Here is a 21,074-nt window from a genome sequence, read left to right as displayed (position 1 = left end):
ATAACGAAGCAGCAGGCCGCGCCGTTCCCGGTGCGGCCTGTTTGCCTTCTGCCTCATCAGAAATCGAATCTGGTGACAGCAATTCCGCTGAATATTGCATGAAATCCCAAAGCCACGGAAAAGACCCAAATGCAGGGCTTCAGCAAATCCTGCCCCGTGCAGCCGTGGCTGCGGCACATGATTTCGCCAAAGACGAGCTTGGTGAAATTCACTCCTCCAAGACATGCAAGGCAGGCATATCAGGAATGACGATCCGGAAGTTTTTTATTCAAAAGCAATATCTTAAACACTCTATCAAGCTCAATGTCAGAGCTTATCACTTTCAATCACGGGAGACGAAAATGACCAAAGACCTCAAAAACACCGCAGAGCTTTTCGGGTATGTCGCAGCTGGCCTCGCCGTTATCGGAGCAATGGTTATCGCATCGCTGGCATGAGTTCGTCAGCGAAGTGTAGGAACACTGAACCATCAGAACAGACCATTTGAGAGCCGGCTTAACTGCCGGCTTTCATCGTTTTTGGCGCTGGATTCGGAGCCGGATCGTCAAATTCTCCCTGCCCGTCCCGCCAGAAATAGATTGTGCCGCGCAGGTCCGCACTCAAAGCATTCTATGCCGAAACTGCTTTGAGAAAAGCAGAAAACACCGGGCAGAACAGGCCTCAATTAAGAAACAGTCAGTCCTGATTGTTAGTTGAGGAAGACCATGCCCGAACACCAAAACCGCCTTTCTGCACTCGAAGAAAAAGTAAAAAATTCAGGCTTGGACGCCTTTCTGATTTCGACCAAAGACAGCATCTTTTACTTTACCGGTTTCCGCTATGAACCCTTTGAACGGCCCTTCTTCATCGTTGTCCGTCCAGGGAACCAACCGGTCTTTCTGACGCCCCGGATCGAAGCGGAAAACATGGCGACCATCGCCGTGCCGCATCGGATCGTCGAATACATCGATTACCCCGCACCGGCCGGTGGCAGCTACATCGAAGCGCTGCAAGCAGTGCTGCCCGCGGAGGCAAACATTGGCGTCGAGATGTCGATAACCGGTGAATTGCTGGTGGCGCTGTCCGGCTGGTCGCCCCGGGTCCTACCATATGTCGAACAACTTCGCATGGTCAAAAGCCCCTACGAAGTCGCGGCGATCCGCAAGGCGGCGAAGTATTCCGACCGCGGCCTGCAACTTGCAATGGGCCTGGCCTGCCACGGCGGCTGCATCGCTGACACGGACAAGGCAAACGCCCGGTTGCGCGAAGAGATCGTGCAACAAGAAGGCTATCTTGACCCCTATATCTCAAACATCTGGCAGGGCATCTGGGCCGCCCCCTACAGTGCCCAGCCGCATCGTTTTCCAGAGCCCTCGGACACGCTGATTGAGGGCCCCAATGTCGGCCTCTCCTTTCTGCGTGTGAACGGCTATTCCGCGGAAACTGAACGCACCTTCTTTGTGACCTCTCCCCGCAAAGAAGATGCCGAGGTCTTCAACACCATGGTCGAGGCCGGAAGGATTGGCTTCGCAGCTTTGTGCCCGGGCGTCAGCTGCCACGACGTCGACCACAAGGTGATGGAGTTTCTCCGCGCCGAAGGCTTTGGGAACAACCTTCTGCACCGAACCGGCCATGGGATCGGTATGGGGGGCCACGAAGGCCCCTGGGTTGCCGAAGGCAGCGACGACATCCTGCAGGAGAACATGGTGATCAGCGTCGAGCCGGGCATCTACTGGCGCGGCCAGGGCGGCTTTCGCCACTCGGACACCGTTCTAATCACCAATGACGGCTACGAGCTGCTGACCGACATGCCCCATGACATCGCGTCGATGACGCTTGGCAACTGACTTCCAACTCAAAACCAAACCAACAAGGAGAACCCAAATGAAACACATGCTTCTCGCAAGCGTGGCGGCGTTATCGTTCGCTGTCACCGGCACAACCGCGGTCGCGGACAATGTCACGCTGAACCTTTCTAATGAGTATTCCGCCACGTCTATCCACGGAGTTGGTGATGCCCGCTTTGTCACGCTGGTCGCCGAAAAGACCGGCGGCTCCGTCGAAATCGTCGTCCACTATGGCGGCGCCCTTGGTTACAAATCGGCTGACCACTTTGATGCGGTTGGCGAAGGTGCTCTGGAAATCGCTGACACCTATGGCGGCGCGCTTGGCGGCATTGATCCGCTGTTTCTGATTTCGTCCCTGCCGTTCTTTGTGACAACGGTGGAAGAGGCGGAACTGCTCTACAAGGTCGCTGAACCCGAGTTCAAAAAGGTCTTTGAAGAAAACGACCAGATCCTGCTTTACGCCTCTCCCTGGCCGCCGTCGGGCATCTGGGCTCGCGACCCCAAGAATTCCACCAAAGCGCTGGCTGGCTTGAAAATTCGGACCTATGACAAGAATGGCACCACAGCGCTGAACGAACTTGGTGCCGCCGCAGTACGCCTGTCCTGGGCCGACGTTGTTCCGTCGATCTCAACCGGCGCAATTGATGCGGTTCTGACCTCTGCCGAGGGCGGGGTTTCGGGCAGCTTTTGGGAACACTTCACCACGTTCACCGAGATCTACAACTATGCGATCCCGCTGAATTTCGTCCACATCTCAAAAAGCACCTTCGACGGGCTCAGCGCAGAGCAGCAGGCTGCAGTCCTCGAAGCAGCCGCCGAAACCCGCGATCAGAACTGGGCCGCCATCCCGGACCGTCTTGCTGCAACCTACGGTCAGCTGGCCGAGAACAAAGTAACGGTGGTCACATCTGATGACGATGCCTACCGGACGGCCCTGCAGGAGGCCGGGGCAGCTGCTTTGAACGACTGGCTGGAAACCACCGGTGCCCGAGGCCAGGCTCTGATCGACGCCTTCAATGCAGCGAAAGCTCAATAACACTCATCCGGCCGGTGGCGTCCCCTGATGCCACCGGCGAGCCCGGAGAATACCATGCGACTTCTTCTGCGTGCGATTGATGCCCTGTCTTGGTTCGCCCTGATGTGCGCGGGCGCAATCCTGATTTACGCCGTTTCACACATCCTGCTGGAAACCGTCATGCGGACCTTGTTCGATACGTCGACCCATGTCCTGGATGAGTTCATTGGCTTTGCCGTTCTTTCCATCACTTTCCTGTCGCTGTCCTGGACACTGCGGGACGGAGGCATGATCCAGGTGAACCTGCTCACTCTCAGGCTCCCGCTCCGCGTGAAGCAAACGGTCGAATTCATCGTGGCCGCCTGTGCAACCGGACTGGGCGCGTATTTCTGCACCTTCCTATGGCGCAACCTGATCAAGAACTGGAAGCGGGGTGCGGTCAGCGAAAGCGTCGCCGAAGTTCCCCTTTGGATACCGGATGCCATTGTCTTTGCCGGTGCCTGCCTGCTGGTGCTGCAACTGTCGGCCCTGACCATCCGCCCCTTCATCTCAAAAATACAGGAGGGCTGATCATGGACCCCGTTACAACTGCCCTTGCCGTATTCGCCCTGATGCTCGCCGTGCTGGCGTCAGGAATGTGGGTATTCCTTGCCCTCGCCACAGCCGCAGCAGTTTCGCTTTTTGCCTTTATGGGCTTTCCACCGGACAAGATCGGCGCAATTGCCAGCCGGATCATTGTGCGCAGTGCCTCGTCCTGGGAACTGGCCGCTGTTCCGATGTTCATCTGGATGGGTGAAATCATGTTCCGGACGGACATTTCCGAACGGCTCTATAAAGGTCTCTCTCCCATCGTTTCCAAGGTTCCAGGAGGGCTGCTGCACACCAACGTTCTGGGGTCTGCGCTGTTTGCTGCAGTTTCCGGGTCCAGCGCTGCGACGACTGCCACCGTCGGCCGGATCACCACGAGTGAGCTGAGCCAGCGCGGATATTCCCAAAGCCTTGCGCTTGGCTCCCTTGCCGGTGCGGGCAGCCTTGGGCTCCTGATTCCTCCCTCAATTGTTCTTATTATCTACGGGGTTCTGGCCGAGGTTTCGATTGCCAAGCTCTTTATCGCTGGCGTGGTTCCAGGCCTCATGATCGCAGCATTTTATGCTGCCTATCTGGCTGCAAGATGCGCAATTACCCCTTCGCTGGCCCCCAAGGACACGATCAGCAAAGAAGATGCGCGCCTCAGCGCCATTCTGGGCAATCTGGCTCCGGTCTTCGGGCTTATCCTGGTCGTTCTCGGGTCGATCTACTCCGGTTGGGCCACACCGTCTGAAGCAGCTGCCATCGGTGTCTTTGCCGCACTCTGTTTCGCAGCATTCAGCCGGCAGCTGTCCCGCTCAATGCTCGCAGAGTCACTGGTTAACGCGCTCAAAACCTCCTGTATGGTCTGCGCGATCCTGATGTGCGCAGCCTTTCTGTCGTCCGCCATCGGATACATGCACATTCCGCATAATATCGCGGTAGCGATCGACGCTCTCAATCTGTCCCCCTATGTCCTGATCGCATCCCTGGCGCTGTTCTATATTCTGCTTGGGTTCTTCCTGGACGGCATTTCGATCATTGTGATGAGCCTGCCCATCACCTTGCCTGTCGTGGTCGCCGCCGGATTTGATCCGATCTGGTACGGCATTTTCCTCGTCATCATGATCGAGCTGGGTCAGATGACGCCGCCTGTCGGCTTCAACCTGTTCGTCATTCAGGGCTTTTCTGGCGTGCCGATCCACAAGGTGGCGGTCTACGCTATCCCCTTCTTCCTGTTGATGTGTTTTGCCGTACTGCTGATGGTCATCTTTCCGCAAATTGCACTTTGGCTCCCGGCGTTTCTGGCAGGCTGAAGCATGAAGGCAGCCAGTAAACCAAGGCGCACACAGGCCGAAAGATCCGCAGCGACCCAGGCCCGGATATTGGAAGCAGCACAGTTCCTGATCGTGGATCGGGGACTGGCGCATACCTCAACTCAGGACATCGCCCGCCAAGCCAGGGTTTCGCGCGGCGCGATGCTGCACCATTTCCCGTCGCGCAAGGAACTGATTCAGGCGGCCTATGCCGAGATGCTTCGCAAGGAAGCTTATCTGCTGCGCAGTTTTACCCGCACGCTGCAACCCGGCCAGAACCGCCTGAAGGCGCTGACAGAATACATCTGGGAAAGGTATCAAAGCGGAATTTTCCAGGTGTCCATGGACTACCTGTCCGAGGCTCGTGTGAATGAGAGCGAACTGGCCTATGTCGCCGCAGAATCCCAGAAATTCAATGAGGCGCTGAATGACGTCTGGCACATCGAACTTGCCGCCTTCGGCTGCGGTGCAGACATCCGGCAATCCATGATGAACGAATTCATGTGCCTCGTGCGGGGCATGGCTTTCCAAAGCCAGTGGCGCGAAGACCCCGCATACTTCCAGAATATGCTGCAAAACTGGCTACTCAGAGCACGATCCGCTTTAATCCCTGCAAAGACAGCAGGGTAGTCGCAGCATAAAATGCTGCCAAATTAAAAATGACGGCTGAAAATGCCGTTCCCAATTGTAAAACGCACTTTCCTTCCGCTGGTTTCCCCTACCCTCAAAGGAAAGCTCATACGGGAAAGAAACCGATGCTCTCCAATTCTCTCATCGAAAAAGACCGCGCCCACTACTTTCATCCTGTCGTGCCGATCCGGGCCCACGAAGAGCGCGGCGTCACTGTCATGCAATCCGGCAAAGGTGTGTTCCTGACCGATTCCGAAGGCAATGAACTGCTCGACGGATTTGCCGGCCTGTGGTGCGTGAACGCAGGATACGGCCACGAGAATGTGGTCGCTGCCGCCGCCGAACAGATGCAGCGCCTGCCCTATGCAACCGGGTATTTTCACTTTGGCAGCGAGCCGGCAATTGAACTGGCGGCCAAGCTTGCCGAACTGTCTCCCGGAGATCTGGATCACGTGTTCTTTACCCTGGGCGGCTCGGATGCGGTGGACACCGTGATCCGTATGGTGCGCTACTATTTCAACGCTCGCGGCGAAGGCAGCAAAAAGCACTTTATCGCGCTGGAAAAGGGCTACCACGGCTCCAGTTCCAATGGCGCTGGGTTGACCGCGCTGCCGGTCTTTCACGACAAATTCGATCTTCCGATGCAATGGCAGCACCATATCGCCTCGCCTTATCCGTATCGCAATGAAGCGACTTCGGACGCAGAGATCATCGCGCAAGGCGTCGCCAACCTGAAGGCCAAAGTGGCCGAGCTGGGCGCTGAAGACACCGCAGCCTTCATCATGGAACTGGTCCAGGGATCTGGCGGAGTGATCGTACCGCCGGAAGGTTATGCCAAGGCGATGCAGGACACCTGCCGTGAACTGGGTATCCTGTTCATCGTGGACGAAGTCATCACGGGCTTTGGCCGGACCGGGCCAATGTTTGGGTGCGAGCACGAAGGGCTGACGCCTGACTTCCTGACAACCGCCAAAGGCCTGACCTCGGGCTATGCCCCCATGGGTGCGGTGTTTGTGTCGGATGGTGTCTATCAGACCATTGCCAATGCCGTGCCCGAAGGCGTGCCGTTTGGGCATGGTTTCACCTATTCGGGGCATCCTGTCAGCGCAGCTGTCGCGCTTGAGGTCATCAAGCTCTACGAAGGCGGCATGATCGAAAACTCGAAGAAGGTTGGCGCCTACTTTGAAGCACAGCTGAAAACCCTGCTGGATCATCCGCTGGTCGGTGATATCCGGGCCAAGGGATTGTTGGCAGCTGTGGAAATCGTCACAGACAAATCCACCAAGACAAAACCGGCCAAGGAAATGAACGTGGCCGCCCGCCTGGCCAAAGCGGGATACGAAAACGGCGTCATCTTCCGTGCATTCGCCGATGACGTGATCGGCCTTGCCCCGCCCATCTGCATCACTGAGACTGAGGTGGATCTGCTGATGACCCGTCTCCGTGCGACCCTGAACACCCTTCTGGATCTGAAAGGATAAGACATGAAACTGAGCGATTTCAAAGCACTGACCTTTGACGTCTATGGCACCCTGCTCGACTGGGAAACCGGCATGGTCACCGGGCTGAAGCCTCTGACGGTCCGGGTGAGCCGCAACCTGACCCGCGACGACATTCTTGAGGCCCACGCCTTTTACGAAAGCACCACGCAGCGCTACACCCCGTCGAAAAAATACTACGAACTGCTGCCCGTGGTGTACCGCCGCTTGGCAGAGGAATGGGGCGTCGAGGTCACCTGGGAAGAGTGCGAGGCCTATGGCCGATCTGCCCGCCACTGGCCGGCCTTTGACGATACGATCGAGGCACTGACCTACCTGAAGAAGCACTTCAAACTGGTGGTCCTGACCAACACCGACAACCTTACCTTCTCGGGTGCCAATACCCGCCTTGGCGTGCATTTCGACGGCGTCTACACCGCCGAAGATGTGGGCAGTTACAAGCCATTCGACCGCAATTTCGACTACATGCTCGAAATGCTCGCGCGTCAGGGCATTCAGAAGCATGAAATTCTGCACACCGCCGAAAGCATGTTCCATGACCACGCCCCGGCCAACAAATACGGGCTGTCCAATTGCTGGATCTACCGCCGCCACGACCAGGAAGGTTTTGGCGCGACGATGAACCCTGGTGAGATGCCGAAATATGACTTTCGGTTCAACAGCATGATGGACATGGTAAAGGCCCATCAGGCAGAGTTGGCGGGCTAAGCAACGGGAGGAAAGAATATGGTGGGGACGCCAAAACTCGACCGGATCGACATCAATATTCTTTCCACCCTGCAGGCGCAGGGCAACATTACCAATGTGAATCTGGCAGAGGCTGTGGGCTTGTCCCCCAGCCCCTGTCTTCAACGGGTGAAACGGCTTGAGAAAGCGGGCTATATCCAGAATTACCGGGCCGTCATCAATCTCAGGAAACTCGGTGAACACGTGACGGTCTTTACCGAGGTCACGCTTGCCGACCACCGCCGCAAGGACTTTGTTCGGTTCGAGAACGAAATCCGCAAACATGACAATGTGGTGGACTGCTACCTGCTGAGTGGCGGCTACGACTATCTGCTAAAATTTGTCGCGCGCGGTGTGTCACAATATCAGGAGATCATGGAGGATCTGCTGGAACGGAATCTCGGCATCGACAAATATTTCTCCTACATCGTGATTAAGCCGGTCGTCGAAAAGCACAGCGTGCCGATCCAAGATCTGGTCGATCGGGACTAAGACGCAGCATAAAATGCTGTAACGAATTTCTTGTGCGGCACAGAATGCTGCGTCGCCGGGAGATTCGAGATTTTCACCCGCAGAAACCCGGTAGGGTTTTTCCAACTGCTGGAGTTGGAAATCATGAATCTTCAAGACATCACCCTGTTTCGTCAACAAAATCTGGTCGCGGGCGAATGGATCAGCGCAGACAACGGCACGACGATCAAAGTGGACAACCCCTCGACACTTTCTGTTGTCGGCACTGTTCCGAACTGTGGTTCCGGTGAAACCGAACGCGCAATAACCGCCGCCGAGGCATGCTTTGCGACCTTCCGAAAGACCACCGCAGCACATCGTGGCGCGCTGCTGGAGACATGGTTCGACCTGATTATGGAAGCCCAGGATGACCTGGCCACGCTCATGACCCTGGAGCAGGGCAAACCTTTCGCCGAGGCCAAAGGCGAAATCGCCTATGCGGCATCTTTTGCGAAATGGTTCGCCGAAGAGGGAAAGCGCGTCTATGGCGAAACCATCCCCAGCCCGGTTCAGGATCGACGTATCATTGTCCAGAAACAGCCAGTGGGTGTCTGCGCCATCATCACCCCCTGGAACTTCCCGGCCGCGATGATCACCCGGAAAATCGCCCCGGCCCTGGCCGCTGGATGCCCCGTGGTCATCAAGCCTTCGGAGTTCACCCCCTTCACCGCCCTGGCTTTGGGGGTTCTGGCGGAACGTGCCGGCTTCCCGTCCGGGGCCGTCAACATCGTCACTGGGGATCCGGCAGGTGTCGGCGGAGCGCTGACCGGTAGCACTGCGGTGCGCAAGCTGTCCTTCACCGGCTCCACCCGTGTGGGCAAACTGCTGATGGAGCAATGCTCAGGCACGATGAAACGCCTGAGCCTGGAGCTGGGCGGCAACGCCCCATTCATCATCTTCGACGATGCCGATCTGGATCTTGCCGTCGAAGGAGTTATGGCCTCGAAATTCCGCAACGGCGGGCAGACCTGCGTTTGCGCCAACAGGATCTTTGTCCAGGCGGGCGTCTATGATGCCTTCGCGGAGAAACTGGCAGCCGTGGTTGGTAACATGAAGCTGGGGGACGGCTTTGCCGACGGTGTCGAAATCGGCCCCATGATCAACGAAGCGGCGATCACCAAAATCAAATCGCATCTGGACGATGCCACTGCCAAGGGCGGAACCGTAATCGTCGGAGGAACGCAAAAAGACACCAACTCCCGCTTTATCAACCCGGCTGTTGTGATCGGTGTGACCTCTGACATGCTCGTGGCCGATGAAGAGACATTTGGCCCGGTGGCGCCTCTCTTCAAGTTCGAAACCGAAGGTGAGGCGCTGGCCGCCGCCAATGCCACGCCCTATGGGTTGGCGGCCTATTTCTACACCAACGACCTGACCCGCACCTTCCGTGTCAGCGAAGAACTGGAAACCGGCATGATCGGCGTCAACGTTGGTGGCTTCGCCACCGAGGTCGCACCCTTTGGCGGCATCAAGGAAAGCGGTTTGGGCCGTGAAGGCGCACACCACGGGATCGACGAATACTTGGAGGTGAAAACGCTGCACATCGGCGGCATCGCGTAAGGAGGACTGGCTATGACAAAAACATATCGTATCGCTGCCATCCCCGGAGACGGCATCGGCAAAGAGGTTCTGCCTGTCGGTCAGCGCGTCATTGACCTTGTGGCGCAAAAGCACAACTTCACTGTGGAGTGGACCGAATTCGACTGGTCCTGCGAACGCTATCATGAAACGGGCCGGATGATGCCCGAAGACGGCATCGAGCAGATGAAGGCGTTCGACAGCATCTACCTGGGGGCCGTCGGTTTTCCTGGCGTTCCGGATCACGTGTCGCTTTGGGGCCTGCTGATCCCGTTGCGCCGCGAGTTGGATCAATATGCCAATGTCCGTCCCGTGCGCCTGCTAAAGGGAATTAACTCGCCCTTGGCAGGGCGTGGTGCAGATGACATCAATATGATCATCGTGCGCGAAAACGTCGAAGGAGAATACTCCGAGATCGGCGGGCGCGTCTATCAGGGCACGAAATATGAGGCCGCCATTCAGGAAAGCATCCTGACCCGGCGAGGCACAGACCGGATCATGGATTATGCGTTCAACGTGGCCAAAACCCGCAAGCGCAAACATGTGTCTTCGGCCACCAAGTCGAACGGCATCATTCACACAATGCCGTTCTGGGACGAGCGTTTTGTCGCCGCCGCAGAGCGCCATCCTGGTATCGAAACAGCCCAGTTTCATATCGACATCATGACCGCGAATTTTGTCCTTCATCCGGACTGGTTTGACGTGGTTGTCGCCTCGAACCTTTTTGGCGACATCCTGTCCGACTTGGGGCCTGCGGTCGCTGGCTCAATCGGAATTGCGCCCTCTGCCAACATCAACCCTGAGGGCAAGTACCCTTCGATGTTTGAACCCGTACACGGGTCCGCACCCGATATCGCAGGGAAGGGCGTCGCCAATCCCGTAGCCGCAGTGTGGACAGCGGCCATGATGCTGGAGCACCTGGGCGAGCCCGAAGCCGCCGCAGAAATCGAACGCGCCATCGAAACCTCGCTGGAGCGCGCCGACACTAAAACCCGCGACCTCGGCGGTACCGCTGATACTGCCGGGTCCGAAGCCGCCATCCTGGCCGCTCTGTCGTAAGGAACAAGCACATGAAAAAAGAAGAGATCATCTATGACGACTTCGCCAAGGTGGAAATGCGCCTGGGCAAGATTGTCGAGGTCAAAGATTTCCCCCGCGCCCGCAATCCTTCGTACAAGGTTTGCGTTGATTTCGGCGGGTTGGGACAGAGGTGGTCCAGCGCCCAGATCAAGAACTACTCCGAAGAGGAGCTGCTCGGCCGTCATGTGGTCTGCGTCGTCAATATGCCTCCGCGCAATATCGCCGGGTTCAAATCTGAAATCCTGATCATGGGTGTCCCGAACGAAGCGGGTGAGACCATTCTGCTGCAACCGTCGCATGACGCGGTTCTGGGCAGCGAGGTTTTCTGATGTCAGCCCGGCACACAGGACTGGGCGCTTTGGCGATTCTTTCCTGGGGCACATTGGGAGTCCTTGGCGCTTTTTCAGCCTCTCTGCCCCCCTATCTGGTCCTGACGTTCTGCTTTGCGATCGCTGCGGCCATGGGGCTTGCAATATGTGCTGCAACGGGCCGGAAGCCGGTGCGCCTGCTGGAACGGCGCACCATCCCGTTTGCTGGTCTTCTGGCCGCCTACCATTTGGCCTACCTAGAGGCCTTCCATCATGCCGCACCGATCCCGGTGTCGCTGATCAACTACCTTTGGCCTGCCTGCCTGATCATTCTTGGCAACTTGTTCTTCCGACTGCGCAGCGGGCTCCCGGGCTACCTTGGAGCCGCCCTTGGCTTTGCCGGTGTGTTAGTTCTGATCGGCAAAGATGGGTTTGCGCTCCAGCTCTCTGAGGCCTTCGGCTACGGTCTTGCCTTTGTTGGCGCACTCCTTTGGGCGACGTTTTCAAACCTGCGCCGCCATGACCCGTCAGATGCTATCTCTGCCATGACGACAATCTGTTTTGCGTCCTCGCTGATCTGCGGGCTGTGGTGGATGGCAAATGGTGCGAACCTGCCGGCGCTGACCGCCCAGGATGTTTGGGTCATCGCCGCGCTGGGGTTGGGCCCCGCCGGAGGTGCGTTCTTTCTCTGGGATCTGGGCATGCGCCAGGGTCACGCTGCGCTGCTTGGCGTCCTGGGATACTCAGCCCCCGTTCTTTCCACCATTCTCATGCTTGTGCTCGGCCTCGGCCAACCAGGCTGGGAAGTCTTCGCCGCAATCGCCCTTATCACCTTGGGCGGTATCGTGGTTCAAATCGGAACGACAAACACGTCTTCCGGCAAGCTGAAGGCGAGCGCGAGGTGAAACAGGAATGGAACAGAGACCACCGCTGAAGGAAAGACTGCTTCCCTTAAACCCTACAGTTTCAAAACTGCTTTTCTGGTCATTTTGTGTCTTTGTAACAGTCTCAGCCTGCATCTCGGTCTGGCTCGTATCTAGCGTTGGCCAAACCCCTTCGTCCTTCCAATGTGAACGCGGTCTGCCGCAAGTCATCGGAACACAAAAAACCTGATCGACGCTATTTGGGTATGCCAAACCTGTTTGAGGTGGGGCCGGCTAGCAGTCTGTCAGCCAACCCGCTGAGAACACATACGGAGACGCCACCCGGCGAAGTGCTATGCCAAGCAGAGGATCGCTAAGAACGAAAACCAGGAACAGAGGGGTCAGTCAGTTCGCAGTACCTGGAAACCTAGAAAAGCTGTAGGTGCGCGCATAACGCTGCACCCCCATCATTGAAACTAAAGGAAAAAATCTAAGGTTCTAGCCCATAACTTTGCATTACTTCCTGAATTCGCCTCCTCATAGGGGGAGAGACATTGGCGAGATCAACTTTGAGACTGTCCGTCGTCAGAGTTTTTGGAACCAGTGGCTGCCTAAACTAAGAGAGAGTTTGGCTCATCTGTTTGGTTTGATTATGCGGCGTGCTGGCGGTGATGCAAGCGTCGCGCTTCGAGTGTTTTCTGTCTGACGTCAGCGCTTATGGGTCCAAATAGGGTTATTTGCTAAGAGAGGGTTTGTTGCTCATCGTAGCCACCGAGGAGTGGACGATGAGAAAGACAACGAAGAGCCCTGGCGAGAAGATCGTCAAAGATATCAAACGCGGCACGCGCAAGCATTATTCCAGCGAAGAGAAGATCAGGATCGTACTGGATGGGGGTTGGAGGAGTTCCTTGAGGTCAAAGCCGTCAGCGATTGGGAGTGAACATGTCCAAAGTTCTTTATGAGAAAGACGGCCGTATCGGGCGGATCACCCTGAACCGCCCGGACGTGATGAACGCGATTGACGATGATCTGCCGCGCGAACTTGCCGCCGCTGTAGGGCGGGCTGACGCAGACCCTGGCGTGCATGTGATAGTTCTGGCCGGAGCGGGCAAGGCGTTTTGCTCAGGCTATGATCTGGCGCACTACGCCGAAGGCAACGGCCCCAATAAGGTGGTGCAGGAGATGCCCTGGGATCCGATGCAGGACTTCCAGTTCATGTGGGCGAACACCCAGAACTTCATGTCGCTGTTCTGGGCGATGAAACCGGTTGTATGCAAAGTCCATGGTTTCGCCGTTGCTGGCGGGTCAGATATTGCTCTTTGCGCAGATCTGACAATCATGGGAGATTCCGCCCAGATCGGTTACATGCCTACCCGGGTCTGGGGATGCCCGACCACAGCGATGTGGGTTCATCGGCTGGGTCCAGAGAAGGCGAAGCGCATGATGTTCACCGGTGACAAAATCTCTGGCGTTGAGGCCGCGGAGATGGGGCTGATACTGAAATCGGTTCCGGATGATCAATTAGACGATGCAGTTGAGGCTCTGGCCGGGCGTATGGCAACTGTGCCGATCAACCAACTGGCGATGCAGAAGATGGTGATCAATTCCGCCGTAGAGGAGAAGATCAACCAGACTCAGCGCCTGGCGACTGTATTCGACGGCATCACGCGTCATTCCCCGGAGGGTATGAACTTCAAAGCCCGTGTTGAAATGGTTGGCTGGAAACAAGCGGTGGCGGAAAGGGATCAGGGTACGTTCGACTGGACGAGAAACCAGCCTTTTGATTCCGACAAGTGAAGGTTCGCTAACTCTTTGGATAAAAAATTGTTTTCTGCACTGCGGATACCCACTCGGCTGAGTATCCGCAGTGCTATGGGGATCCCTACAGCAGGTGTATCGGATCAGATCCAACGCGAAACGCACTTTTGTCCCCAAGGACAGCTTCTCGCCCTATACTGACGAGTGCTGCGCCCGCTACGTCCTCTAATTTAGGGCTTGCCACGACCCATTTTTCCCCAGGCGTTCACGCCGGAGTGCAAAGTTATGCTCTAAGTGCAAAGTTATACCTGAACCTACAAAAGCCTAGAAATCCAAATTCTCGACGCTCAATGCGTTGCGTTGGATGAATTCGCGGCGGGGTTCGACGACGTCGCCCATGAGTTTGGTAAAGAGATCATCGGCTTCGACCATATCATCTACGCGCACCTGTAGCAGGGTGCGGGCATCAGGATCCAATGTCGTTTCCCACAGCTGGTCGGGGTTCATTTCTCCCAGACCTTTGTATCGCTGCAGCGCCAGACCCTTTTCGCCTTCTGCCAATATGGCGTGCAACAGCGTCAGCGGACCGTGGATGGCCTGAACGCGGTCTCGGCGGATCAGAGTGGCCGGGGTCGCATAGATGTCCTGCAGGCTCTTGGTGAAACTGCCTGTTTTGCGGGCCTCTCCCGAACGCAACATGGGGCCGTCCAATGTCCGAACCTCTTCGACACCCCGGAGAATCCGGGCGAGACGAATGCCGTGATCCTGGGTGATGCGCCCCTGCCACCCGCGTTCATATTCCAGCGCGATGGCGTCCAGGCGGGCCGCAACCTTGTCTGCGACGCCTTGCAAGTCGGCGTCGACCGCTCCGGGTACAAAGGCTCCGGCCACTGCGGCCTGCTCCAGAATGTGACGCGGATAGTGAGTTGGGAAGGCGTCCAGAACCCGTTTCAATTGGCGGGCATCATCCACGACACGGATCAGGTCCTGACCAATGATTTCTTCGCCAGTGCCGAGCTTGAGCGTTGCGCCTTCGACGCCCTGTTGGATCAGGTAATCATCTAGCGCAGCCTGGTCCTTGAGATAGACTTCGGACTTGCCACGGCTGACTTTGTACAGTGGTGGCTGCGCGATGTAGAGATAACCGCCTTCGATCAGTTCCGGCATCTGCCGGTAGAAGAAGGTCAGCAACAGCGTCCGGATGTGGGCACCGTCCACGTCGGCGTCGGTCATGATGACGATCTTGTGGTACCGCAGCTTTTCGATGTTGAATTCGTCACGGCCAATGCCGGTTCCCAGCGCCATCACCAGGTTGCCGATTTCCTGACTTCCCAGCATCTTGTCGAACCGGGCGCGTTCGACGTTCAGGATCTTGCCGCGCAGGGGCAGGATGGCCTGGGTCAGACGGTCCCGCCCGGTCTGGGCAGATCCACCGGCCGAGTCACCCTCGACCAGAAAGACTTCGGTCTTGGACGGGTCTTTTTCGGAACAATCCTTGAGCTTGCCGGCGAGGAAGTTCACATCCATCGCAGTCTTGCGCCGGGTCAGCTCGCGCGCCTTGCGGGCCGCTTCACGCGCCAGAGCGGCTTCGATGATCTTGCCAACAATTTGCTTGGCGACAATCGGGTTTTCTTCGAACCACTCAGCCAGCTTTTCGTTGAGCAGACTTTCTACGACCGGGCGGACTTCTGAGGATACCAGCTTGTCCTTGGTCTGAGACGAGAATTTCGGGTCCGGAACCTTGACCGATAGCACACAGGTCAACCCTTCGCGTGAATCGTCACCGGTGAAGCTAATCTTCTCTTTTTTGGCTATCCCTGAGCTTTGCGCGTAGTTGTTGATGGTACGTGTCAGCGCGCCACGGAAACCGGCCACATGGGTACCACCATCCCGCTGGGGGATGTTGTTGGTAAAGGGCAGGACATTTTCGTGATAGCTGTCATTCCACCACATCGCGATTTCGATGCCGATGTCGTCCTTTTCACCGATGATATAAATTGGTTCTTCCATGACCGGGGTCTTGTGACGGTCCAGGTATTTGACGAATTCCTTGACGCCGCCGTCATAAAACAGCTCTGTTTCGAGCCGCTCTGCCGGCCGTTCGTCAACCAGGATGATCCGCACGCCCGAGTTCAGAAAGGCGAGTTCGCGCAGGCGTTTTTCGAGCGTTTCGAAGATATATTCGAGGTTCGAAAACGTATTTGTCGAAGCCATGAAGCGGACTTGGGTACCAGTCTGGTCGCCGCACTCACCGACCACTTCGAGATGCTTGACAGTATCGCCGTGTTCAAACCGGGCGACATGTTCCTTGCCATTGCGCCAGATGCGCAGTTCCAACCAGTCGGACAAGGCGTTCACGACTGAAACGCCCACCCCATGCAGGCCACCCGACACCTTGTAGGAATTGCTGTCGAATTTACCACCAGCGTGCAGCTGGGTCATGATGACCTCGGCGGCGGATACGCCTTCCTCCTGATGGATATCCACCGGAATCCCACGCCCATTGTCGTGGACCGAAACGCTGGAATCTGCGTGAATTTTCACGGTCACCGCGTCTGCGTGACCGGCCAAAGCCTCGTCAATGCCGTTATCCACGACCTCATACACCATATGGTGCAGACCCGAGCCATCGTCCGTATCCCCGATATACATGCCGGGACGTTTGCGGACTGCTTCTAAGCCTTTGAGAACTTTGATGGAATCAGCGCCATATTCGTTCGGCTGCTGTGTGTCTTCGGACATGCGGGACTTCCCTATTTCTTTTGCAATCTTATACGATTTGCAAAAGGGATTGTCACGCAATCACCGGGCTTTTTCCTCAGGTAAAGGGAATGATCGCCCCCACACAGATCAGCAGGCAACCGGCGATCTGATTGACCCTGCGCATCGATGTTCGCGACGTGATGATATGGCGCAACCGATGGATGAAACCGGCAAAGCACAGATTACCCACCAGTGGCACAAAAAAGGATAGAACCACGATGGCGATGATGTCTGGTCGCGTGATGCCGTGCAGGTCGAAAAAACCCGGCAGGACGCCCATGTAGAACAGGATGGCCTTTGGGTTGCCCAGAATGACGACAACACCAGCCAGGAACCCGGCCCAGGCCCCTGGACGGGTCAGGGCCCTGTTCTCTTGCAGCCTGTCATCGCAATGGCGCAACAGGCCTATGCCCATCCCCAGAAAGATCAACGTTGCCACCCATCTCAGAACAGTCATGACCCCAGAGATTTCGGAGACGACCCAAGACATGCCGGCAATGGCGATCAGCGGCCACAGGATGTCTCCGACTGCCACGCCGAATGCCAACGGCCAAGCGGCCGTAAACCCGCCGGACACCGACCTGGCCATCAGGGCCAGCCAAACGGGTCCGGGGGTCAGAAACAGAATGAACAATGCCCCTGCGTACAGAACCAGATCCCAAACCGTGATTGTCATGTCAGGCTGACCTTTGAGAGACCGCTGTCATCTGTGACTTCCAGAACCTGTGCGCGGGTGTCCAGTTCGGCAAACAGCTCGGGTCCGGTGCCGGTCATCCAGGCCTGGGCCCCCAGGGCACAGATCTCGTCATACAGCGCCGCCCGGCGGCCTGCATCCAGATGGGCGGCCACTTCGTCCAGCAGCACAATGGGTGGGGATCCGGTCTGTTCGGCCAAGGCCCGTGCATTTGCCAGGATCAATGATACCAGCAACGCCTTTTGCTCGCCTGTGGAACATTCGCGCGCAGGAACGGCCTTGGCGGCAAAGACCCCATTCAAATCCGACCGATGCGGTCCGACCAATGTGCGCCCGGCCTGAATATCGCGAAACCGGCTCTCGGCAAACGCCTCTAGCAGGTCCGCTTCGGTACCCGGCATGGTACCCTCGCTTTGGACCAGTTCCAGATCAGCAGTGGGAAAGGCGGTTTGTGCCTTTTCCTGGGCCTGGCGTATCAAATCCAATGCGCGCACCCGGGCTGTATGAATGCGCAGACCCGCGGTCGCCATCTGGGCTTCGATAACCGCATACCAATGGGCATCCCGGATCTGGTCCTTCAGCAACCGATTGCGTTCCCGCATCATCTTTTCATAGATCAGCGAGGCTTCGGCATGGTCGGGGTCAAAGCTGAGCGCGATCCGATCGAGAAACCGTCGTCGCCCTTCTGCGCCTTCGATCCACAGACGATCCATTGACGGGATCAACCAGACAACCCGCGCAATCCGTCCCAATGCAATCTGGTTCGAAGCCTTTTCGTCGATTCGAACCTGACGTGGCGATCCTGCTTCGGACCAGGTTTCCACCTCGAATGTCTGCTCAGCGTTGGAAATCAGCGCTTTCAACTTCCATCCCAACGCTTCAGGTTTGCGGGCCATTTCCGCAGCACTGGCCCGCCGCAATCCGCGTCCAGGTGAAAACAGCGATACCGCTTCCAGAATGTTGGTCTTGCCCGCGCCATTGACCCCATGCAGCGCCACCGGTCGCCCGTCCAGCTCCAGCTTGGCCCGTTTGTGCGAACGAAAATGGGACAGGCTCAATGCCTTCAAGGCCAGCACGCGCGCCCCCTTCTTCTGGTCAAAATATCCCCGTCCCGCTGCCTGGCAGGCGGCTTCGCCGCCAAGAGGGGAGGCCGCGTGCCAAAGGCGCGCTTAGACACGCATTGGCATCACGACGTAAACGGCGCTCAGGTCATTGCCTTCACGCATCAGGGTCGGATCACCTGAGGAATTGAACATGAACACCGCGTTTTCCCGGTCCACCTGGCTGGCAATCTCCAGCAGGTATTTCGCGTTGAACCCGATTTCCAGCCTTTCGTCGCCATAAGCCACAGCCAATTCCTCTTCGGCGGCACCGCTGTCGGGGGCGTTGACCGACAGGATCAACCGGTCTTCGTCCAACTGCAACTTGACCGCGCGCGACCGTTCTGACGACACGGTTGCAACCCGATCAACGGCCTGAGCGAACTCGGCTGCATCGACCTCCAGGCGGCGTGTGTTGCCGGTGGGAATGACACGCGTGTAATCGGGAAAGGTGCCGTCGATGACCTTGGAGGTCAGAATGATGTCAGGCGTGGCAAACCGGATCTTGGTTTCCGAAACAGAAACGGCGATGTCCATCTCGTCGTCATCCAGCAGCTTGCGCAGCTCGCCCACGGTTTTGCGGGGCACGATGACACCGGGCATATCCGACGCCTCGGGCGGCAGGTCCGAATCGATGCGCGCCAGCCGGTGACCATCCGTGGCCACACAGCGCAGAACCTTGCCGTTGTCACCATCCGACACATGCAGATAGACGCCATTCAGGTAATACCGGGTTTCTTCGGTCGAAATGGCAAATTTCGATTTGTCGAACAGCCGACGCAACACCGCCGCATTGGCGGAGAAATTAGACTGGTATTCAGAAGTCGCCATGACGGGGAAATCTTCGCGCGGCAGGGTGGCCAGCGAAAAGTTCGACCGCCCGGCCTCCACCGTCAGACGCCCGGCGGCATTGTCTGCGATCAGGGTCACCAACGCACCATCCGGCAGCTTGCGGACAATTTCGTGCAGCGTGGTCGCTGCCACGGTCGTGGCACCGGCGCGCTCGACCTGGGCAGGGGCCTTGTCGACCACCTCGATGTCCAGATCGGTGGCGCGGAACTGAACCTGGTCACCTTCGGCTTCGATGAGAACATTGGCCAGAATCGGAATTGTATTGCGGCGTTCTACGACCGACTGGGCCTGCGATACGGCTTTCAACAGGGTGCCGCGTTCGATGCTGATCTTCATGTCCCTAATTTCCTCTCCGCATGGCCGGGAGAAGCACGTTAACGTGTTACCCCTTCGGCACAAGGTTTTTTCTTGGATTTCTCGGCAGGTTTTTCGGGGGCGTCAAGAGGCGGATCCCAGGAATGGTTCAGAACACCGGGATTCGTTGCCCATCTGACCACGAAAAGGCCCCGAACACTGATGTTCGGGGCCAATGTGTTCAACGTATTGTAGGGTGCGTGCTTGCACGCACCGCCCAGATCTCAACCCTCACGCTTCCAGCGCGCGCCGCAGCATTTCCACATCTTCGGCGATCTGCCCATCGGTCAGCTTCAATTCTTCGATCCGCTTGACGCCATGCATCACTGTGGTGTGGTCCCGTCCGCCGAACCGGCGGCCGATTTCAGGCAAGGACCGGCTGGTCAGTTGCTTGCACAGATACATTGCCACCTGGCGTGGACGGGCATAGGAGCGCAGACGCTTTGGGCCGATGATGTCAGACAGGCGGATATTGTAGTAATCCGACACTTTTCGCTGGATTTCCTCGACCGTGATCTTGCGTTCCGAGGCGCGCAGCACATCGGCCAGACAATCCTGGGTCAGATCCATGTCGATCTCGCGTCCGACCAGAGACGCAAAGGCAAACAGCCGGGTCAACGCGCCTTCGAGCACGCGCACATTGGTAGAGATCCGATGTGCCAGAAACTCGAGAACCCCATCTGCCAACTGTAGATCCGGGTAGGTCGTGCGATATTGCTGAACCTTGGTCTGCAAGATCCCCAGACGCAGTTCATAATCGGTGGGGTGCAGATCAACGACCAGCCCGCACTGCAACCGCGACTTCACACGGTCTTCCAGATCCTTGATCTCGCCCGGTGCGCGATCGGCAGAAATGATGATCTGCTTGTTCTGATCCACCAGCGCGTTGAAGGTGTGGAAAAACTCTTCCTGGGTACTGTCCTTGCCTGCGATGAATTGCACGTCGTCAACCATCAGGACATCAACCGAGCGGAACAGATGTTTGAAGTCCATCATCTTGCGTTCGCGCAGAGCCTGCACGAACCGGTACATGAATTGCTCGGCCGACAGATACAGGACATTCAGCTCGGGTTTACGGGCTTTCAGTTCCCAGGCGATTGCGTGCATCAGGTGGGTTTTACCCAGGCCGACACCGCCGTACAGAACCAACGGATTGAATGTCACGGGGCCGCCTTCAGAAACACGACGCGCCGCTGCATGGGCCAATTCGTTGGGTTTTCCGACGACAAAGCTGTCAAAAGTGAACCGCGCATCCAGTGGCGCAGCCTGAAGTTCATCCAGCCCGGTGTTCGAATAAGCCGACTGCGACTTTGGCGCCATGGCCTGTTCGACTTCGGGTTCGGCGGGGGTCTCGGATGCCCGCATCGGGCGGGTGGCCGTATTGGCAGCGACCTTGAAGGCCACACGCTGAACCGTTTCCCCCGAATTGTTCAACTCATATAGTATCAGATCAGCAAAGTTCTGACTGACATAGTTGCCCATAAAGTTTGTGGGCACTTGAAAGGTAACAACCCCCTCGGACATTTGATCGAACTGCAGCGGTTCGATCCATGTTTTATAATTATTCCGGCCAACCGTCTTGAGCAGTTTTTGACGGAGTTGTCCCCATTTCTCTTGTGTCATCCAGCGCCTCAC

The 21,074-nt window shown here is 57.1% G+C and carries 19 protein-coding genes; 14 read left to right on the top strand and 5 right to left on the bottom strand.

All coding sequences use genetic code 11. The annotated features are described in order from the left end of the window. Positions 1-98 precede the first annotated feature (98 nt). The 14 genes from QEZ52_RS00095 (at position 99) to QEZ52_RS00030 (ending at position 13,715) form a co-directional block, all read left to right on the top strand. Positions 99-437 (top strand): hypothetical protein, encoded by a 339-nt coding sequence (locus QEZ52_RS00095; RefSeq protein WP_406646789.1) that lies wholly within the window; start codon positions 99-101, stop codon positions 435-437. 267 nt (positions 438-704) lie between these two features. After that, the gene (locus QEZ52_RS00090; RefSeq protein WP_406646787.1) at positions 705-1,826 is read left to right on the top strand and encodes a M24 family metallopeptidase; all 1,122 of its coding nucleotides are present in this window, start codon (positions 705-707) and stop codon (positions 1,824-1,826) included. A gap of 37 nt (positions 1,827-1,863) precedes the next feature. Further along, positions 1,864-2,862, top strand: coding sequence for a TRAP transporter substrate-binding protein (locus tag QEZ52_RS00085; RefSeq protein ID WP_406646785.1), 999 nt, complete (start codon positions 1,864-1,866; stop codon positions 2,860-2,862). 54 nt (positions 2,863-2,916) lie between these two features. Then, positions 2,917-3,411 carry a TRAP transporter small permease gene (locus QEZ52_RS00080; protein WP_406646782.1) on the top strand — a complete coding sequence of 165 codons (495 nt, stop codon included), beginning with the start codon at positions 2,917-2,919 and terminating at the stop codon, positions 3,409-3,411. A 2-nt stretch (positions 3,412-3,413) separates the two neighbouring features. Then, entirely contained in the window at positions 3,414-4,724 is a 1,311-nt protein-coding gene (locus tag QEZ52_RS00075; RefSeq protein WP_406646780.1) for a TRAP transporter large permease, read from the top strand. A gap of 69 nt (positions 4,725-4,793) precedes the next feature. Next, positions 4,794-5,354, top strand: coding sequence for a TetR/AcrR family transcriptional regulator (locus QEZ52_RS00070; protein WP_406646778.1), 561 nt, complete (start codon positions 4,794-4,796; stop codon positions 5,352-5,354). Between the two features lie 125 nt (positions 5,355-5,479). Continuing rightward, positions 5,480-6,835, top strand: coding sequence for an aminotransferase class III-fold pyridoxal phosphate-dependent enzyme (locus QEZ52_RS00065; RefSeq protein ID WP_406646776.1), 1,356 nt, complete (start codon positions 5,480-5,482; stop codon positions 6,833-6,835). Between the two features lie 3 nt (positions 6,836-6,838). Then, positions 6,839-7,561: a haloacid dehalogenase type II gene (locus QEZ52_RS00060; protein WP_406646773.1), complete on the top strand. Its 723-nt coding sequence runs from the start codon at positions 6,839-6,841 to the stop codon at positions 7,559-7,561. A gap of 18 nt (positions 7,562-7,579) precedes the next feature. After that, on the top strand, positions 7,580-8,071 hold the full coding sequence (locus tag QEZ52_RS00055) for an Lrp/AsnC family transcriptional regulator (RefSeq protein WP_406646771.1): 492 nt from the start codon (positions 7,580-7,582) through the stop codon (positions 8,069-8,071). 123 nt (positions 8,072-8,194) lie between these two features. Then, on the top strand, positions 8,195-9,649 hold the full coding sequence (locus QEZ52_RS00050) for an NAD-dependent succinate-semialdehyde dehydrogenase (protein WP_406646769.1): 1,455 nt from the start codon (positions 8,195-8,197) through the stop codon (positions 9,647-9,649). A 12-nt stretch (positions 9,650-9,661) separates the two neighbouring features. Continuing rightward, a complete protein-coding gene (locus QEZ52_RS00045; protein WP_406646767.1) occupies positions 9,662-10,726 on the top strand; it encodes a tartrate dehydrogenase in 1,065 nt (354 codons plus the stop codon). Positions 10,727-10,737: 11 nt separating this feature from the next. After that, positions 10,738-11,076, top strand: coding sequence for a tRNA-binding protein (locus QEZ52_RS00040; protein WP_406646766.1), 339 nt, complete (start codon positions 10,738-10,740; stop codon positions 11,074-11,076). A 29-nt stretch (positions 11,077-11,105) separates the two neighbouring features. Next, positions 11,106-11,960 (top strand): DMT family transporter, encoded by an 855-nt coding sequence (locus QEZ52_RS00035; protein ID WP_406646765.1) that lies wholly within the window; start codon positions 11,106-11,108, stop codon positions 11,958-11,960. Between the two features lie 900 nt (positions 11,961-12,860). Beyond that, entirely contained in the window at positions 12,861-13,715 is an 855-nt protein-coding gene (locus QEZ52_RS00030; RefSeq protein WP_406646764.1) for a crotonase/enoyl-CoA hydratase family protein, read from the top strand. A 285-nt stretch (positions 13,716-14,000) separates the two neighbouring features. Here QEZ52_RS00030 and gyrB read toward each other — a convergent pair whose 3' ends face one another. From gyrB to dnaA, 5 genes are all read right to left on the bottom strand, one after another. Next, positions 14,001-16,418: a DNA gyrase subunit B gene (gene gyrB, locus QEZ52_RS00025; protein WP_406646763.1), complete on the bottom strand. Its 2,418-nt coding sequence runs from the start codon at positions 16,416-16,418 to the stop codon at positions 14,001-14,003. Between the two features lie 76 nt (positions 16,419-16,494). After that, the gene (locus QEZ52_RS00020) at positions 16,495-17,115 is read right to left on the bottom strand and encodes a LysE family translocator (protein ID WP_406646762.1); all 621 of its coding nucleotides are present in this window, start codon (positions 17,113-17,115) and stop codon (positions 16,495-16,497) included. Continuing rightward, a complete protein-coding gene (recF, locus tag QEZ52_RS00015; protein ID WP_406646761.1) occupies positions 17,112-18,209 on the bottom strand; it encodes a DNA replication/repair protein RecF in 1,098 nt (365 codons plus the stop codon). The genes QEZ52_RS00020 and recF overlap by 4 nt, the downstream gene beginning before the upstream one ends. A 93-nt stretch (positions 18,210-18,302) precedes the next feature. Beyond that, positions 18,303-19,421 (bottom strand): DNA polymerase III subunit beta, encoded by a 1,119-nt coding sequence (dnaN, locus tag QEZ52_RS00010; protein WP_406646760.1) that lies wholly within the window; start codon positions 19,419-19,421, stop codon positions 18,303-18,305. Between the two features lie 249 nt (positions 19,422-19,670). Next, positions 19,671-21,062, bottom strand: a complete 1,392-nt coding sequence (gene dnaA / locus QEZ52_RS00005; RefSeq protein WP_406646759.1) for a chromosomal replication initiator protein DnaA — start codon at positions 21,060-21,062, stop codon at positions 19,671-19,673. Positions 21,063-21,074: the final 12 nt, after the last annotated feature.

The organism is Aliisedimentitalea scapharcae (assembly GCF_045277565.1).
Taxonomy (GTDB): Bacteria; Pseudomonadota; Alphaproteobacteria; order Rhodobacterales; family Rhodobacteraceae; genus Aliisedimentitalea; species Aliisedimentitalea scapharcae.
This window is presented reverse-complemented; position numbering and strand designations above follow the sequence as displayed.

What these genes read in the sequence shown, in the direction of transcription:
- QEZ52_RS00040 (WP_406646766.1), top strand. Translation starts at nt 10,738, where the DNA reads ATGAAAAAAGAAGAGATCATCTATGACGACTTCGCCAAGGTGGAAATG.
- QEZ52_RS00055 (WP_406646771.1), top strand. Translation starts at nt 7,580, where the DNA reads ATGGTGGGGACGCCAAAACTCGACCGGATCGACATCAATATTCTTTCC.
- QEZ52_RS00075 (WP_406646780.1), top strand. Translation starts at nt 3,414, where the DNA reads ATGGACCCCGTTACAACTGCCCTTGCCGTATTCGCCCTGATGCTCGCC.
- QEZ52_RS00090 (WP_406646787.1), top strand. Translation starts at nt 705, where the DNA reads ATGCCCGAACACCAAAACCGCCTTTCTGCACTCGAAGAAAAAGTAAAA.
- QEZ52_RS00085 (WP_406646785.1), top strand. Translation starts at nt 1,864, where the DNA reads ATGAAACACATGCTTCTCGCAAGCGTGGCGGCGTTATCGTTCGCTGTC.
- QEZ52_RS00045 (WP_406646767.1), top strand. Translation starts at nt 9,662, where the DNA reads ATGACAAAAACATATCGTATCGCTGCCATCCCCGGAGACGGCATCGGC.
- QEZ52_RS00080 (WP_406646782.1), top strand. Translation starts at nt 2,917, where the DNA reads ATGCGACTTCTTCTGCGTGCGATTGATGCCCTGTCTTGGTTCGCCCTG.
- QEZ52_RS00095 (WP_406646789.1), top strand. Translation starts at nt 99, where the DNA reads ATGAAATCCCAAAGCCACGGAAAAGACCCAAATGCAGGGCTTCAGCAA.
- gyrB (WP_406646763.1), bottom strand. Translation starts at nt 16,418, where the DNA reads ATGTCCGAAGACACACAGCAGCCGAACGAATATGGCGCTGATTCCATC.
- QEZ52_RS00060 (WP_406646773.1), top strand. Translation starts at nt 6,839, where the DNA reads ATGAAACTGAGCGATTTCAAAGCACTGACCTTTGACGTCTATGGCACC.
- QEZ52_RS00020 (WP_406646762.1), bottom strand. Translation starts at nt 17,115, where the DNA reads ATGACAATCACGGTTTGGGATCTGGTTCTGTACGCAGGGGCATTGTTC.
- QEZ52_RS00065 (WP_406646776.1), top strand. Translation starts at nt 5,480, where the DNA reads ATGCTCTCCAATTCTCTCATCGAAAAAGACCGCGCCCACTACTTTCAT.
- QEZ52_RS00030 (WP_406646764.1), top strand. Translation starts at nt 12,861, where the DNA reads ATGTCCAAAGTTCTTTATGAGAAAGACGGCCGTATCGGGCGGATCACC.
- dnaA (WP_406646759.1), bottom strand. Translation starts at nt 21,062, where the DNA reads ATGACACAAGAGAAATGGGGACAACTCCGTCAAAAACTGCTCAAGACG.
- dnaN (WP_406646760.1), bottom strand. Translation starts at nt 19,421, where the DNA reads ATGAAGATCAGCATCGAACGCGGCACCCTGTTGAAAGCCGTATCGCAG.
- QEZ52_RS00050 (WP_406646769.1), top strand. Translation starts at nt 8,195, where the DNA reads ATGAATCTTCAAGACATCACCCTGTTTCGTCAACAAAATCTGGTCGCG.